The 14,893-nt window shown below is 62.4% G+C and carries 13 protein-coding genes and 1 tRNA gene; 10 read left to right on the top strand and 4 right to left on the bottom strand.

Annotation, left to right across the window (positions count from 1 at the left end; all coding sequences use genetic code 11):
- Positions 1 to 42 precede the first annotated feature (42 nt).
- Both C6571_RS16530 and C6571_RS16535 read left to right on the top strand, forming a co-directional pair.
- Positions 43 to 849, top strand: a complete 807-nt coding sequence (locus tag C6571_RS16530; protein ID WP_106447659.1) for a TatD family hydrolase — start codon at positions 43 to 45, stop codon at positions 847 to 849.
- Positions 846 to 1,514 carry an ankyrin repeat domain-containing protein gene (locus tag C6571_RS16535; RefSeq protein WP_106447660.1) on the top strand — a complete coding sequence of 223 codons (669 nt, stop codon included), beginning with the start codon at positions 846 to 848 and terminating at the stop codon, positions 1,512 to 1,514. Before C6571_RS16530 ends, C6571_RS16535 begins: the two co-directional genes overlap by 4 nt.
- On the opposite strand, the gene msbA is transcribed toward C6571_RS16535, so the two are convergent.
- Positions 1,515 to 3,329 carry a lipid A export permease/ATP-binding protein MsbA gene (msbA, locus tag C6571_RS16540; RefSeq protein ID WP_106447661.1) on the bottom strand — a complete coding sequence of 605 codons (1,815 nt, stop codon included), beginning with the start codon at positions 3,327 to 3,329 and terminating at the stop codon, positions 1,515 to 1,517.
- A gap of 117 nt (positions 3,330 to 3,446) precedes the next feature.
- Between msbA and tolB the strand changes: the two genes are divergently transcribed.
- The 5 genes from tolB (at position 3,447) to C6571_RS16565 (ending at position 7,047) form a co-directional block, all read left to right on the top strand.
- Positions 3,447 to 4,754 carry a Tol-Pal system beta propeller repeat protein TolB gene (gene tolB, locus C6571_RS16545; RefSeq protein ID WP_106447662.1) on the top strand — a complete coding sequence of 436 codons (1,308 nt, stop codon included), beginning with the start codon at positions 3,447 to 3,449 and terminating at the stop codon, positions 4,752 to 4,754.
- Positions 4,755 to 4,800: 46 nt separating this feature from the next.
- The gene (pal, locus tag C6571_RS16550) at positions 4,801 to 5,340 is read left to right on the top strand and encodes a peptidoglycan-associated lipoprotein Pal (RefSeq protein WP_106447663.1); all 540 of its coding nucleotides are present in this window, start codon (positions 4,801 to 4,803) and stop codon (positions 5,338 to 5,340) included.
- Between the two features lie 18 nt (positions 5,341 to 5,358).
- Positions 5,359 to 6,135 carry a tol-pal system protein YbgF gene (gene ybgF, locus C6571_RS16555; RefSeq protein WP_245901562.1) on the top strand — a complete coding sequence of 259 codons (777 nt, stop codon included), beginning with the start codon at positions 5,359 to 5,361 and terminating at the stop codon, positions 6,133 to 6,135.
- Positions 6,132 to 6,926, top strand: a complete 795-nt coding sequence (locus C6571_RS16560) for a tRNA threonylcarbamoyladenosine dehydratase (RefSeq protein WP_245901319.1) — start codon at positions 6,132 to 6,134, stop codon at positions 6,924 to 6,926. Before ybgF ends, C6571_RS16560 begins: the two co-directional genes overlap by 4 nt.
- 45 nt (positions 6,927 to 6,971) lie before the next feature.
- Positions 6,972 to 7,047: transfer RNA gene (locus C6571_RS16565), tRNA-Lys, on the top strand.
- Positions 7,048 to 7,212: 165 nt separating this feature from the next.
- Here the strand turns inward: C6571_RS16565 and C6571_RS16570 are convergent.
- The gene (locus C6571_RS16570) at positions 7,213 to 7,665 is read right to left on the bottom strand and encodes an Lrp/AsnC family transcriptional regulator (protein WP_106447665.1); all 453 of its coding nucleotides are present in this window, start codon (positions 7,663 to 7,665) and stop codon (positions 7,213 to 7,215) included.
- Between the two features lie 142 nt (positions 7,666 to 7,807).
- On the opposite strand from C6571_RS16570, the gene C6571_RS16575 reads away from it, so the two are divergent.
- Positions 7,808 to 8,914 (top strand): saccharopine dehydrogenase family protein, encoded by a 1,107-nt coding sequence (locus C6571_RS16575; protein WP_106447666.1) that lies wholly within the window; start codon positions 7,808 to 7,810, stop codon positions 8,912 to 8,914.
- Positions 8,915 to 8,950: 36 nt separating this feature from the next.
- On the opposite strand, the gene C6571_RS16580 is transcribed toward C6571_RS16575, so the two are convergent.
- Together C6571_RS16580 and C6571_RS16585 are read right to left on the bottom strand one after the other, a co-directional pair.
- Positions 8,951 to 10,789, bottom strand: coding sequence for an AMP-dependent synthetase/ligase (locus C6571_RS16580; RefSeq protein WP_106447667.1), 1,839 nt, complete (start codon positions 10,787 to 10,789; stop codon positions 8,951 to 8,953).
- Positions 10,790 to 10,931: 142 nt separating this feature from the next.
- The gene (locus C6571_RS16585; protein WP_106447668.1) at positions 10,932 to 11,567 is read right to left on the bottom strand and encodes a GntR family transcriptional regulator; all 636 of its coding nucleotides are present in this window, start codon (positions 11,565 to 11,567) and stop codon (positions 10,932 to 10,934) included.
- Between the two features lie 132 nt (positions 11,568 to 11,699).
- On the opposite strand from C6571_RS16585, the gene scpA reads away from it, so the two are divergent.
- The gene (scpA, locus tag C6571_RS16590; protein ID WP_106447669.1) at positions 11,700 to 13,865 is read left to right on the top strand and encodes a methylmalonyl-CoA mutase; all 2,166 of its coding nucleotides are present in this window, start codon (positions 11,700 to 11,702) and stop codon (positions 13,863 to 13,865) included.
- Positions 13,862 to 14,890: a methylmalonyl Co-A mutase-associated GTPase MeaB gene (gene meaB / locus C6571_RS16595; RefSeq protein ID WP_106447670.1), complete on the top strand. Its 1,029-nt coding sequence runs from the start codon at positions 13,862 to 13,864 to the stop codon at positions 14,888 to 14,890. Before scpA ends, meaB begins: the two co-directional genes overlap by 4 nt.
- The last annotated feature ends 3 nt before the right edge of the window (positions 14,891 to 14,893 follow it).

Below are 14,893 nucleotides of genomic sequence, written 5' to 3' on the forward strand. Positions count from 1 at the left end.
TGACAGCGGCGGCTCAACTTCCGTTTTCGGCGCGCCGCACGCATGTTTATCGATTCCCACTGTCATTTGAGTTTTCCTGAACTGGCCGAGCAGCTGCCAGCCATCCGCCAAGCCATGAACGCGGCGCAGGTGGATCGGGCCTTGTGCATCTGCACCACGCTGGAAGAATTCCCCCAGGTCCACGCGCTGGCAACGGGCTACAGCAACTTCTGGTGCTCGGTGGGTGTGCACCCCGACAACGAGGGCGTGCAGGAGCCCACGGTCCAGGATTTGCTCGAGCGCGCCGCTCTGCCGCGCGTGGTGGCCATTGGTGAAACCGGGCTTGATTACTACGGCATGGAGGATCGAAAGGGTGGGCGCAGCATTGCCGATCTGGAGTGGCAGCGTGATCGCTTTCGCACCCATATCCGCGCCGCGCGCGCCGCTGGCCTGCCCCTGATCATCCATACCCGCAGCGCATCAGAGGACACCCTGGCTATCCTGCGCGAAGAAGGGGAAGACGGCGCCGGGAACCGCGCGGGCGGGGTGTTTCACTGCTTCACCGAATCGAGCGAAGTAGCCCGGGCCGCGTTGGATCTGGGCTACTACATTTCATTTTCTGGAATCATCACCTTCAAGAGTGCGCAAGCATTGCGCGACGTGGTGGCTTTTGTTCCGATGGACCGCATGCTGATTGAGACCGACAGCCCCTACCTTGCCCCCGTGCCGTTTCGCGGAAAAACCAATTCGCCTGCCTACGTGCCGCATGTGGCGCATCAGGTAGCACAGGTGCGCGCTCTTGCGGTGGAGGCGGTGGCAGAAACCACCAGCCGCAACTTTGAACGGCTGTTTGCCAGGGCGCAGGCATGATCGCTCGGCGCAGCATCTTCGTTCTGGGTCTGCTGGCGTTTGGGCAGGTGGCCAGCGCAGGCTCGTACGAAGATTTTTTTGTCGCTATCCAGCGCGATGATGGCATCACCGTAGAGTCGTTGTTGCGCCGCGGGTTTGATCCCAACACCACCGACGCCAAAGGCCAGCCCGGCCTGTGCGTGGCCATCTTGGCGGACTCCTTGCGCGCCGCCGCTGCTCTGTTGCGTGCACCGAACCTTGACGTCAACGCACGCAATGCCAATAAAGAGACGGCTCTGATGCTTGCGGCCCTGCGTGGGCAGAGCGACATGGTGCGAACGTTGCTGGGGCTGGACGCCGACGTGAACCATCCGGGCTGGACCGCCTTGCACTACGCAGCGTCTGGAACCAGCTCTTACCAGGTCGAAATCATTTCCCTGCTGCTGGAGCACTACGCCTACATTGACGCAGCTTCCCCCAATGGAAGTACCCCGTTGATGATGGCGGCCCAGTACGGTACCGACGAATCGGTGGCGCTATTGTTGCGTGAGGGCGCCGACCCATCGCTGCGCAATCAGTTGCGTCTGAATGCCGTGGACTTTGCGCTGCGGGCCGAACGCAAGGATCTCGCAAAAGCCATTGCCGATGCGATCCGGCGCCGTCAGCCGCAACGCGGCCGCTGGTAGTCAGGCGGGCGCGTTGGCCGCCTCGGGCCGCGACTGAAGGCGTGCATACAGGCCGCCCGCTTGCATCAGCTCCTGGTGTGAGCCTTGCTCTGCCACCCGGCCGCGATCCATCACCACGACACGGTCGGCGTGCTCAATGGTCGAGAGCCGGTGTGCGATCACGAGGGTGGTTCGGCCACGCATCAGGCGCGCCAGCGCTTCCTGCACCAAGCGCTCTGATTCCGTGTCGAGCGCCGAGGTGGCTTCATCGAGGATCAGAATCGGGGCGTCCTTGTACAGCGCGCGGGCAATGGCCAGGCGCTGGCGCTGCCCTCCCGAAAGCTGTACCGCGTTGTGCCCCACCTGCGTATGCATACCCTGCGGCAGGCCGGCCACATGCTCGGCCAGATTGGCTGCGGCCAGGCAGTCGCTGACGCGCTGCGTGTCCAGCGGACCACCCAACGCCACATTGGCCGCCAGCGTGTCGTTGAACATCACCACGTCCTGGCTGACCAATGCAAACTGGGCCCGTAGGCTTTGCAGGTCCCACTGCTCCAGCGCGTGGCCGTCGAGCAGCACTTGCCCCTGATCACAGGCGACAAAACGTGGCAACAGGTTGACCAGGGTGGTTTTTCCGGCGCCCGAGGGGCCGACCAGGGCAATGATTTCGCCCGGTTTGACGGAAAAACTGACCCGGTCCAGCGCCGGAGGACGGTCGGCCGCAAAGGCCACGCTCACCTGGTCAAACACAATGGCCCCCTGCGCCCGCGCACTGGTGTGGCTGCCGCCGGTTTCTGCGGGTGTCTCGCCCAGCAGGGCCAAGCCGCGCTCCAATGCCGCCACGCCGCGGGTGATCGGGTTGGCCACGTCGGCCAGCCGGCGGATGGGGGCAATCAGCATCAGCATGGCGGTGATGAAGGCGACAAAGCCCCCCACCGTCACATCCTGCGTCGCCGCCCCTCGGCTTTGCCACAGGGCCGTGCAGATCACCGCAGAGAGTGCGGCTGCGGCCAGCAGTTGGGTCAGGGGCGTCATGGCAGCCGAGGCGATGGTGGCCTTGATTGCCAGGCCGCGCAGGTTCCGGCTGAGAGCCCCAAACCGCTCCGACTGGCCCGGCTGCGCCGCGTGCAAGCGCACCATGCGGTGCGCCAGCACATTTTCTTCAACCACGTAGGCCAGGGCATCGGTGGCCTGCTGGCTGGTTTTGGTGATGCGGTAGAGCCGGCGCGAGAGTGTTTTCATGATCCAGGCTACGCCCGGCACAACCAGGCCTACGATCAATGTCAGCTGCCAGTTGAGGTACAGCAGATAGCCCAGCAGTGCCAGCAGCGTAAAACCGTCGCGCGAGAGCCCCAGCAAGGCCTGCACCAGCAGCGTGGCGCCGGTTTGCACTTCGTACACTACGGTGTTCGAAAGGCTGCTGGCCGATTGCCGGGAAAAAAGCGCCATGTCGGCGGCCAGCAGGCGCGCAAAAAGCGTTTCCCTGAGGATCAGCATGCCGTCATTGGCGATGCGCGCCAGCGCATACTGGCCGACAAATTGCGCCAGCCCGCGCACCAGAAAAACACCCATGATCGCCAGCGGCACCATCCAGAGCTGCAAATTGCCCTGCGTGAAGCCACGGTCCAGCAAAGGCTTGAGCAGGGCGGGAATCAGCGGTTCGGTGATGGCGCCAATCAAGGTGGCGACCACCGCCACGGTCCAGGCCAGGCGCTGCCCACGAAAATAGTCCGAGAGGCGGGCGAGCCGCGCCAGCAGGGGCGCGGAAGAGAGCGCTGGAGAGGGCGTTGGCGCGCTCTTGTGCGGCGCCGTGGCGCCAGGATCGGATGAAGGCATGTGCTGCCAATTCTACTTTTCGCGCGCCCTTCAACGTTTTGTGACAAGGGTAGGCGGCGCCAGTGTGTAACATTCAGCCCTGATAGCCGGCCCTTGACCGGCTGCTGCCATTTGCGAATGACTATCCCAACATTGCCTATCCCACACTCATTGACGAGTTCGCGCCGCGCGGCGCTCGCCACCCTTGGTTCCCTCGCTGCCGTTCCTGCGCTGGCACAGTTCCGCGTTGAGGTGTCGGGCATCGGGCTGACCCAACTGCCCATTGCCATTGCACCATTTCGCGGCGAAGCCCAGTCTCCGCAAAAAATATCGGCCATCGTGCAGGCCGACCTGGAGCGCAGTGGTCAGTTTCGCGCCGTGGACGCCAGTGGCGCCGCATTGGACGAGACCTCCCGCCCAGACGTCGCCCTGTGGCGGCAAAAGAGCGCCGATTCGCTGGTCAGCGGCAGCATTACACGCCTTGCCGACGGGCGCTATGACATCCGCTTTCGTCTCTGGGACGTGGTGCGCGGGCAAGATCTCGGTGGACAGAGCTATGTCATTGTTCAGGCCGACCTGCGCCTGGTGGCGCACCGCATCGCCGATTTTGTTTACGAAAAACTCACGGGCGACAAGGGTGTTTTCTCCACGCGACTGACCTACGTCACCAAGTCGGGCGCGCGCCATACCCTATGGGTGGCCGATGCAGATGGCGAAAACGCCCAGACTGCTCTTGCCAGTCCCGAGCCCATTATTTCGCCCGCTTGGTCACCGAACGGCCGGCAAATCGCGTACGTGTCGTTTGAGTCGCGCAAGCCCGTGGTGTACGTGCACGACGTCGCCACCGGCCGTCGGCGCCTGATTGCCAATTTCCGCGGCTCCAACAGCGCGCCTGCCTGGGCGCCAGATGGCAAGTCGCTGGCCGTCACGCTTAGCCGCGACGGCAACTCGCAGATCTACACCATTGATGCCAATGGCGGTGAACCACGCCGACTGATCCAGAGCGCCGGGATTGACACCGAGCCCCTGTATGCGCCCGACGGGCGAACGATTTATTTCGTCAGTGACCGGGGCGGTGCGCCGCAGATTTACCGAATGCCCGCCAGCGGTGGCAACCCCGAGCGCGTAACTTTTGACGGCAGCTACAACATTTCTCCCGCGCTCAGCCCCGATGGACGCTGGCTCGCCTATATCTCCCGTGCTGGGGGCGGATTCAAGCTGCATGTCATGGATCTGACCAATGGCAGCATACGTGCCATCACCGACACGACGGCAGACGAGAGTCCGAGCTTCGCGCCCAACAGCCGCTTGATCGTCTACGCCACCCAGCAGCAAGGCCGTGAAGCACTCATGACTACCACGCTTGATGGCAAGATCAAAGCGCGGCTGGCAGGGCAGGGCGGTGACCTGCGCGAGCCCGACTGGGGCCCGTTCCAGAACCAATGAATTTCCTCTCTATCCAATCCATTTTCAGGGCTCAGGAGTAACTCAGATGATCAAACGTATTTCGTACTTGGCAGCAGCACTCGTTGTGCTGGCAGGCTGCAGTTCGGGTGTCGACCTCGACAATGTGCCAGTTGACGACAAGGCCGGCGCGCCGCTGTCCACCACCAACAACGGTGCCAACAGCGGCAGCGCCGGGCAAAGCGGTGTCCAGGGTGTGGACCTCAATGCATCAGCGCGTGACGCGGCCGGGCCGGTGGGCATTGCCCGTGTCATTTATTTCGATTACGACAGCTATGTGATCAAGCCCGATTTCCAGGCCTTGATCGAAGGGCACGCACGTTTTCTCAAAGCCAACCCCAACCGCAACTTGGTGATCGAAGGCAACACCGACCAGCGCGGTGGCAGCGAATACAACCTGGCGCTGGGCCAGAAGCGCGCTGAGGCCGTGCGCCGCGCGCTGGCGCTGCTGGGTGTGCCCGAGCGCCAGATGGAAGCCGTGAGTTTCGGCAAGGAAAAACCAGCCGCTATGGGCAACACCGAAGATGCTTACGCTCAAAATCGTCGCGCCGAGCTCTCATACCGTTAAGCGATGGCAACAAAACCGATGAGAACAGGCTACGGCTTGGCACTGGTTGTTGCACTGGCTGGGGTCCTTGCCACACCGGCACGTGCTGCGCTGTTTGAAGACGATGAGGCGCGCCGCGCCATCATCGAACTGCGCCAGCGCATTGATACGCTGCAGCAATCGAACCAGCGTGCAGGCGACGATCTGCGTCGCTCGGGCGAAGACACCAGCCAGATGCGCCGCAGTTTGCTGGATCTGCAAGGCCAGATCGAGGCGCTGCACGTGGAGTTGGCCAAGCTGCGCGGGCAGAACGAGCAATTGGCCCGCGATGTCTCCGAACTGCAGCGCCTGCAAAAGGAAACCGCGCAAGGCGTCAACGAGCGCCTGAAAAAGTTTGAGCCCGGAAAGGTCACAGTCGACGGACAGGAGTTCGTCGCCGAGCCGGCCGAGCGGCAAGACTTCGAAGCAGCACTTGCCACGTTCCGTTCCGGCAAGTTTGCTGATGCGGCTACGGCCTTTGCGGCCTTTCTGCGCCAGTTCCCGCAAAGCGGTTACGTGCCGTCTGCGCGTTTCTGGCTGGGCAATGCCCAGTACGCCACGCGCGACTACAAAGAAGCCATCGGCAACTTCAAGGCCTTGCTGGCCAGCGCACCCAATCATGCCCGTGCACCTGAAGCCGCCTTGTCAATTGCCAACTGCCAAATGGAACTCAAGGCGACCACCGGAGCGCGCAAAACGCTTGAGGACCTGATTCGGGTCTATCCCGCCTCGGAGGCAGCAGCGGCCGCCAAGGAGCGGTTGGCGCGCATGAAGTGAGCGCCACCGCGCCTGCAGCCATCGATTCGCGCCGCCGGTTCGGCGGGCTCGATCGGCTCTATGGACCGGCCGGCGCTGCCCGCATCGCCCAGGCCCACATCGCCATCGTCGGCATCGGTGGCGTGGGCTCCTGGGCTGCTGAGGCCCTGGCCCGCAGCGGCGTGGGGCAGCTCACATTGATCGATCTGGACCATATTGCCGAATCCAACGTCAACCGGCAAATCCATGCCATCAATTCCACGCTGGGCCAAGCCAAGGTGCTAGCGATGCGTGAGCGTATTGCCGGCATTCACCCCGATTGCGTCGTGCACTCTATTGAAGAATTCGTCGAGCCAGGCAATTGGCCAGAAATCCTGCAAGGTGCGCAGGTAGACGGCGTCATTGATGCCTGTGATCAAGTCCACGCCAAAACCGCCATGGCCGCCTGGGCGCGAAGCCACGAAACGCTGTTCATCGCATCCGGCGCGGCTGGAGGCAAGCGCATGGCGCACCGGCTCGAAGTCGACGACCTCGCCCAGGTCACGCACGACCCCCTGCTTGCACAGCTTCGCTACCGCCTGCGCAAGCACCACGCCGCGCCGCGCATGCCTAACAAGCCCTTCGGTATTGCCTGTGTCTTCAGCCGTGAAGCGGTCATGCAGCCTGATACCTCCTGCGAACTCGACGGACAGATCGATGGTTCGCTCAATTGCCACGGCTACGGCTCGACTGTGGCAGTCACCGCAAGTTTTGGGCTGTGTGCCGCAGGTTGGATGTTAGACTCGCTGGCGAAGCAGCAAAAAAATGTATAATTCAAGGCTTTGCTGCAGCTCATTCAGAGCTTTGCAACAGAGATCGGGACGTTAGCTCAGTTGGTAGAGCAGCGGACTTTTAATCCGTTTGTCGTGGGTTCGACCCCCGCACGTCCCACCAAGACCACATAAGGAAACCCCGCTATCGAATAGATAGTGGGGTTTTTCTTTTCTTAGTTTGTGTCGGGATATGCGGCGACGAGCAGCGTGCTACTTCGCAGGCGGATCAGATTGCTTCGACAGCCTGGCCGTTGCCAACGGTTTTCCTGACTAAATAAACCAGCACTCACCCCAACACGCTGCGCCGGTCGATCTTGCGGCTGAGCACGATGCTGGTCTGGGTTTTGTGGACGCCCTCCATCTGGCCGATGCGGTCAAGTAGGCCGTCGAGTTGCTCGTGGCTGATGCAGCGCAGAAATGCCAAGTAGTCAAAGTGGCCGCTGACGGCCGATACCTCTTCTACTTCGACCATGCCGGCAAGCATGCGCAAGACGGCTGGGGCTGTTTGCGGCAATACGCTCAGACTGCACCAGGCACGCACGGTGGCTTGGTCCATGGATGCTCCCAGGCGCACACCATAGCCTGCGACGACACCAGAGCGTTCCAAGCGCGCAATGCGGGCCACAACGGTGGTGCGGGCCAAGCCCAGCTTCCGCGCAAGAGCGGCAGTGCCCTCACGGGCATTCGCCTGAAGCAGACTCAGGAGTTGGCGGTCGGTGCCATCCAAGAGGGTGTTCATACTTATCGTCGGTTCATTTCGTCACTATGACGAATATTAATCTATTGTTTGACGATTTGTGCGCTGCACACTGACATCTTTGGACCGTAGCATCAAAGCGTGCCGCGCCACAGCGCCACCCACAAAAACAAGGAGACACACTATGACCTCACAATGCCGTTCCATCACCATCCTGGGCGCCGGCCACATCGGTTTCGCCATGGCTTTGCTGCTTGCACGCAGCGGCGACTATGACGTTCTGGTGGCTGACCGCGACGTGGCGCGCCTGAAAGCTGTTGCTGCGCTTGGCCTGCAAACGCTGGCAACGCCTGACGAAGCCGCCTTGCAGAAGGCAATTCATGGCCGCTATGCGGTACTCAACGCGTTGCCTTTCCATTGCGCCGTGGATGTGGCCACGCAATGCGTGCAAGCAGGCGTGCATTATTTTGACCTCACCGAGGACGTGCAAAGCACCCAGGCCATTCGCGCCTTGGCCAAGGGTGCGCGCAGTGTGCTCATGCCCCAGTGCGGGCTTGCTCCGGGGTTCATCGGCATCGTCGGGAACGATCTGGCGCGCCGCTTCGATGAGCTGCACAGCCTGCGCATGCTCGTGGGAGCGCTGCCGCGCTACCCGCAAGGAGCGCTGCGCTACAACCTGACCTGGAGCACCGAAGGCTTGATCAACGAGTACTGCAACCCCTGCGAAGCCATCGTGGACGGCCAGGCCACCACCGTTGCAGCGCTCGACGGCCTGGAAACCTTTGCGCTCGATGGCGTGGAATACGAGGCCTTCAACACCTCGGGCGGCCTGGGCACGCTGACCGAAACCCTGGCGGGCAAAGCGCGACAGGTGGATTACAAGTCCATTCGCTATCCAGGCCATTGCGCCATTCTCAAGCTGCTGCTCAATGACCTGCGCCTGCGTGATCGGCGCGACCTGCTCAAGGAAATTTTCGAGGCCGCCATTCCGACCACCGAGCAGGACGTGATTGTGGTGTTTGCCAGTGCCTCGGGCCTGCGGGACGGGCGGCTGGTGCAGGATTCGTATTCGGCCCGCATTGTCGGGGCCGAAGTGACGGGGCAGCGCCTGAGCGCTATTCAGCGCACGACGGCCGCCGGGATCTGTACTGCGCTGGATCTGGTAGCGCAGGGCAGGCTGCCGCAGCAGGGCTTTGTCGGGCAAGAGACAGTGGCTCTGCAGGATTTTCTAGGCAACCGGTTTGGGCAGGCCTACGCCACGGAATGCGCGGGGGAGACCGTGGCCGCATGAACTCAAGGCCTCATGCGACCACGGACAAAGCTGTGCTTAACGACCTCCGGGTTTTTGGTACATGCCCTCGATGGCTTGTGCGAAATAGGCAATCAAATTGTTGCGCTTGAGCTTGAGCGTGGGCGTCATGAAACCGTTTTCTATGGTCCAGGGCTCCAGAGTGCAGTGCACAGCGCGGGGCAAGGCGTAGCGCGGAAAGCTGGCGGTGCTGGTTTCGATGCGCGCCAAAATGGCGCGGTGCACTGCGGCGTTGTTCGGGCTGTCCGGGTCTTGGGGGGCCAGCCCCAGCCCCTCGGCCAGGCGCAGCCATTCGTCACGCTTGAGAACCGCCACGCAGGCGATGAAGGGTCGGTTTTCGCCCACCACCAAGGTCTGTTCGAGCAAGGGGTCAGACTGCAGGGCGAGCTCCAGGTCGCCCGGCGGGATTTTCTCGCCGGTCGATGTGACGATGATCTCCTTGATGCGCCCTCGGATATAAATGCGGCCTTCCACGATGTCGGCCTGATCCCCGGTGCCCAGCCAGCCGTCAGCGTCCAGGGTTTTTGCGGTGTCTTCGGGGCGCTTCCAGTAGCCTTTCATCACGATGGGACCACGCACCTGCAACTCGCGGTTCTCGCCAATGCGCACTTCCACGCCCGGCAGCGCACGGCCCACGCTGGCAGGATCGTTGTCGTGCACCGTGTTCACGCAAACCACGGGCGAGGTTTCTGTCATCCCGTAACCCTGCACCAACGGCAGGCCCAGGCCGAGAAAGCATTTTGCGATGGTGGGCGAGAGCGGTGCGCCGCCGCTGACCGCCACGCGCACGCGCCCGCCAAACTGCGCCAGCAATGGGTTTGCCACCAGGGCCTGCAGCACAGACCAGGGCAGCAGGTGCATCCAGCCGCTCTGGGTTTCCTCAGGCGGCGGCAGGCCCTGCGCACGGCAAAAGCGCTGCCAGCCCTTGGACTTCGCGGCTTCATAGAGCTGCATCTTCCAGGGTGTGGGCGACAGTGTTTCGAGCAGCTTGGCGTGGACGCGCTCGTAAATGCGCGGCACCGAGACCAGTACCGTGGGGCGAATGGTTTTCAGGTCATCGGCCAGCAACGCCACCGATCGTGCAAATGCCACGCAGCAACCCGCCGCGATGGGCAGGTAATAGCCCCCCGTGCGCTCGAAGGTGTGCGACAGCGGCAGGAACGACAAAAAAACGTCGTCCTGGGTGGGTGCAATGCGTTCGAGCACGGCCTGCACATCGCTGACCACGTTGCGGTGCGTCAGCATGACGCCCTTGGGTTTGCCGGTGGTGCCCGAGGTGTAGACGATGGCGGCGAGGTCATCTGGGCTGGGCGGCATAGCCACCTGTGCAGTCAGGGGCTGCCCCGTGGCGTCCAGCCATTGTGCAAGCGAGACCAGCGCCGGGCCCTCGATGCGCGTTGGATAGGTCGGATCTTCATCCGTTACCACCACAGCGCGAAGCGCCGGAAAGGGTGTGCCTACAGCACGAATCTGGTCCCATTGCTCCGCTCGGCTCACGATGAGCACGGAGGCCTCGCAATCTTGGAGGATGTACGCAATGCTGCCTGGGTTGCCGATGGCGTGCAGCGGCACCGGTACGCAACCGGCCGCCAGGGTGGATTGGTCTGCGCACACGGCGTGCAGACCGTTGGGTAGCAAGATGGCCACGCGTGCGCCGTGGGGCAACTGCATGGCAATCAGGGCCTGGGTCCACGAGGCCACGTGCCCTGCGGTTTGGGACCAGCTTAGGTCAAACCAGGTCTGCTTGGCAGGGTCGTAGAGGCGGTACGCCGGAGCGCCGGGGGTCAGGGCAACCCGATGGGTGAAAAGCTGGGGAAGTGTGCGCGCGCAGGAAATGTCAGGTGTAAAAGGGGTCATCGATGGGGCAGTGTGGGGTCAGGCCCGCGGCAGTGGAACAGGGGCCAAGGTACGGGAAAACCCTGAAATCATAGCCCCCAGAACCACCGCCACGTCGCTGATCTCATCAGCAAGCGCCGGAGCGTGCCACACCGGAAGAGCGTCAGGCGGCGGCTTCCAAGCCGTGCGAAAAGTGGCTTTGCATGGCCTCGACGGCCGCAGCAGTATCGCGCGCCAGCAAGGCGGCCATGATGGCGCGGTGCTCGTTCAGCGAGTCTTCTATGCGGCCCTGCTTGAGCAAGGAATTGTGGCGGTTGAGCTTCATCACTTTGCGCAAGTCAGCCACCATCTGGCTGCGCCAGCGGTTGCCCGACAACTCCAAAAGCCGCATGTGAAATTGCTCATTCAGGGCAAAAAACCGGTCACGTTCGCCCGTTGTCGTTTCCAACTCGGCATGCAATTGCTCTAACGCGTGCAAATCCTCTGGTTTGGCGGTTTTTGCCACCACGCCGGCAGAATCACTTTCCAGCAGGCTGAGCAGATGGTAGACGTCGCGCAAATCCTTTTCCGACATCTCCGTGACGTAGGCGCCACGCCGTACCTTCATGGTGACCAGACCTTCCGCAGCCAGGACTTTGAGCGCCTCGCGCAGCGGGGTGCGGCTGATGCCAAACTCTTCGGCAATGCGCAACTCGTCAATCCAGCTTCCAGGTTCCAGCTCACGGCGAAAGATGCGCTGGCGCAGTTCCTCAGCCACCTCCTGGTAGAGCGCGCGGGGAGTGAGCGTGATGGAAGACATGGGCAGATTGTAAGCTGGATGGAATATTTTGAATGAATAATTATAAATGATGTAAACTTCATTGCGTTTCGGTCCTACGCTTTGCACCCACAGCAGTAGCCGCTGCGCCCACCTTTCAAAGAGTTGTCCGCCATGAGTTCTGAACCCAACCAACCGCCCGAATTTGCTACTGCATCCCTGGAAGCCTGGGCTGCAGCCGCCGCCAAATCTGCCCCCGGTGGCGACGTTTCGGCCCTCAATTGGTTGACGCCTGATGGAATTACCGTCAAGCCGCTCTACACCGCAGAAGATACGGCGAACCTGCTGTATGCCAACACGCTGCCAGGCTTTGAGCCCTACCTGCGCGGCCCGCAGGCCACCATGTACGCGGTACGCCCCTGGACGATTCGGCAGTACGCCGGGTTCTCCACCGCTGAAGAGTCCAACGCCTTCTATCGCAAGGCGCTGGCTGCGGGTGGGCAGGGGGTGTCGGTGGCCTTCGACCTGGCCACACACCGTGGCTACGACTCGGACCACCCGCGCGTCACAGGCGACGTGGGCAAGGCGGGCGTGGCGATTGATTCGGTCGAGGACATGAAGATTCTGTTCGACCAGATTCCGCTGGACAAGGTCAGCGTATCGATGACCATGAACGGCGCCGTGCTGCCGGTGCTGGCGGGCTACGTGGTGGCGGCGGAAGAGCAGGGCGTTTCGCAAGACCAACTCTCGGGAACCATTCAGAACGACATTCTGAAAGAGTTCATGGTGCGCAACACCTACATCTACCCGCCCAAGCCCTCGATGCGCATCATCGGCGACATCATTGGCTACACGGCCAGGAGCATGCCCAAGTTCAACTCGATCTCGATCTCGGGTTACCACATGCAGGAAGCCGGGGCCAACCAGGCGCTGGAACTGGCCTTTACGCTGGCCGACGGCAAGGAGTACGTGAAGACGGCCATTGCCTCGGGCCTGGATGTGGACGCATTCGCTGGGCGCCTGTCGTTCTTCTGGGCCATTGGCATGAACTTCTACCTTGAAGTCGCCAAGATGCGCGCAGCCCGCCTGCTGTGGTGCCGCATCATGAAGGAAACCGGCGCCAAGAACCCCAAGAGCCTGATGCTGCGCACGCACTGCCAGACCTCGGGCTGGTCGCTCACCGAGCAGGACCCCTACAACAACATCGTGCGCACCACCATCGAGGCCATGGCGGCGGTATTTGGCGGCACCCAAAGCCTGCACACCAACGCGCTCGACGAAGCCATTGCACTGCCCACCGAGTTCAGCTCGCGCATTGCGCGCAACACGCAGCTCATCATCCAGGAAGAGACGCACATCACCAACGTGGTCGACCCCTGGGCCGGCAGCTACATGATGGAAAAGCTCACACAGGACATGATGGATGCCGCGTGGGCGATCATTGAAGAAGTGGAGGCCATGGGCGGCATGACGCAGGCCGTGGACAGTGGCTGGGCCAAGCTGAAAATCGAAGCTGCGGCAGCACAGAAACAAGCCCGCATAGACAGTGGCAAGGACGTGATTGTCGGCGTCAACAAGTACAAGCTGGCCAAAGAAGACCCGGTCGACATCCTGCAGATCGACAACGTCAAGGTGCGCGACGGCCAGATTGAGCGGCTCAAAAATATCAGGACAAAACGCGATCCGGCGCTTGTCCATCAAGCGCTGGATGCTCTCACTTCTGCAGCAGAAAACGGTGAGGGCAATCTGCTGGATCTGTCCATCAAGGCCATGCGTCTGCGCGCCACCGTGGGTGAGGTGAGCGATGCGCTGGAAAAAGTTTACGGGCGCCACCGCGCCGATACGCAAAAGGTGACTGGTGTGTACGCTGCTGCTTACGATTCGGCCGAGGGCTGGGACCAACTCAAGGGTGAGATCAACGCCTTTGCCGAAGAACAAGGCCGCCGCCCGCGCGTGATGATCGCCAAACTGGGCCAGGACGGGCACGATCGCGGCGCCAAGGTGGTGGCCACGGCCTTTGCCGACCTGGGCTTTGACGTGGACATCGGCCCCCTGTTCCAGACCCCCGAGGAATGCGCCCGCCAGGCGATTGAAAACGACGTGCACGCCGTGGGCGTCTCGACCCTTGCCGCAGGCCACAAGACGCTGGTGCCGGCCATCATCGCCTCGCTCAAGGCGCAGGGCGCCGACGACATCGTGGTGTTTGTCGGCGGGGTGATTCCGGCGCAGGACTACGAATTTCTGTACGAGGCAGGCGTCAAGGGCATCTATGGCCCCGGCACGCCCATCCCCGCCAGCGCCAAGGACGTGTTGGAGCAGATTCGCAAGGCAGTGGTGTGATCCCTGCGGCGATTCTCGACGGCATCCTGCATGGCAGCGCCGCCCAGCAGCGCCGCGCCATCGCCAAGGCCATCACCCTGCTCGAATCGACCCGTGCCGACCACCGCGCCCAGGGCGATGCGTTGCTGACCGCGTTGCTGCCGCACACCGGCAAGGCGTTTCGCCTCGGCATCAGCGGCGTGCCGGGCGTTGGCAAATCCACCTTCATCGAGGCGCTGGGCCTGTACCTTATCGCCCAGGGCCACCGCGTGGCGGTGCTGACCATCGACCCGTCGAGCAGCGTCTCAGGCGGCTCCATCCTGGGCGACAAGACGCGCATGGAGCACCTGTCGGTCAATGACCAGGCCTACATCCGCCCCAGCCCCAGCAGCGGCACGCTGGGTGGCGTCGCAGAGAAAACGCGCGAGGCCATGCTGGTGTGCGAGGCGGCGGGTTACGACGTGGTGATTGTGGAGACGGTGGGCGTGGGCCAGTCGGAAACGGCCGCCGCCAGCATGACCGACATGTTCGTGTTGCTGCAACTGCCCAACGCCGGCGACGACCTGCAGGCCATCAAGAAGGGCGTGATGGAAATTGCCGACCTGGTGGTCATCAACAAGGCCGATCTCGACCCCCATGCCGCCATGCGGGCCGATGCGCAAATTACTTCGAGCCTGCGCATCCTCAGCCAGCATGGAAACCCCGAAAACTCGCGCCACGACAAGGCGCTCTGGCATCCCAAAGTGCTGCAGATCAGCGCGCTGCTGGGACAGGGCGTAGATGGTTTTTGGGATGCTGTTTCGCAGTACCGCGAGCTGCAAACGGCCAACGGCCGTCTGGCCACGCGGCGCGAAAAACAGGCCCTGGCCTGGATGTGGGAGCGCATCGACGCCGGGCTCAAGCAGGCGTTTCGCCAGCATCCGCAAGTCAAAAATCTGCTGCCCGCTTTGCAGCAAGACGTGGCGGCGGGGCGCATTGCGGCCTCCACTGCAGCAAGAAATCTGCTCTCCGCGCAATCAGGGCAAGCGCTGTCAGCTATTGAATAAATA

The organism is Simplicispira suum (assembly GCF_003008595.1).
GTDB classification, from domain to species: Bacteria; Pseudomonadota; Gammaproteobacteria; order Burkholderiales; family Burkholderiaceae_C; genus Simplicispira; species Simplicispira suum.

Excerpts from the sequence above, each read along its gene's own strand:
- C6571_RS16530 (WP_106447659.1), top strand. The coding sequence starts at position 43 with ATGTTTATCGATTCCCACTGTCATTTGAGTTTTCCTGAACTGGCCGAG.
- C6571_RS16535 (WP_106447660.1), top strand. The coding sequence starts at position 846 with ATGATCGCTCGGCGCAGCATCTTCGTTCTGGGTCTGCTGGCGTTTGGG.
- msbA (WP_106447661.1), bottom strand. The coding sequence starts at position 3,329 with ATGCCTTCATCCGATCCTGGCGCCACGGCGCCGCACAAGAGCGCGCCA.
- tolB (WP_106447662.1), top strand. The coding sequence starts at position 3,447 with ATGACTATCCCAACATTGCCTATCCCACACTCATTGACGAGTTCGCGC.
- pal (WP_106447663.1), top strand. The coding sequence starts at position 4,801 with ATGATCAAACGTATTTCGTACTTGGCAGCAGCACTCGTTGTGCTGGCA.
- ybgF (WP_245901562.1), top strand. The coding sequence starts at position 5,359 with ATGAGAACAGGCTACGGCTTGGCACTGGTTGTTGCACTGGCTGGGGTC.
- C6571_RS16570 (WP_106447665.1), bottom strand. The coding sequence starts at position 7,665 with ATGAACACCCTCTTGGATGGCACCGACCGCCAACTCCTGAGTCTGCTT.
- C6571_RS16575 (WP_106447666.1), top strand. The coding sequence starts at position 7,808 with ATGACCTCACAATGCCGTTCCATCACCATCCTGGGCGCCGGCCACATC.
- C6571_RS16580 (WP_106447667.1), bottom strand. The coding sequence starts at position 10,789 with ATGACCCCTTTTACACCTGACATTTCCTGCGCGCGCACACTTCCCCAG.
- C6571_RS16585 (WP_106447668.1), bottom strand. The coding sequence starts at position 11,567 with ATGTCTTCCATCACGCTCACTCCCCGCGCGCTCTACCAGGAGGTGGCT.
- scpA (WP_106447669.1), top strand. The coding sequence starts at position 11,700 with ATGAGTTCTGAACCCAACCAACCGCCCGAATTTGCTACTGCATCCCTG.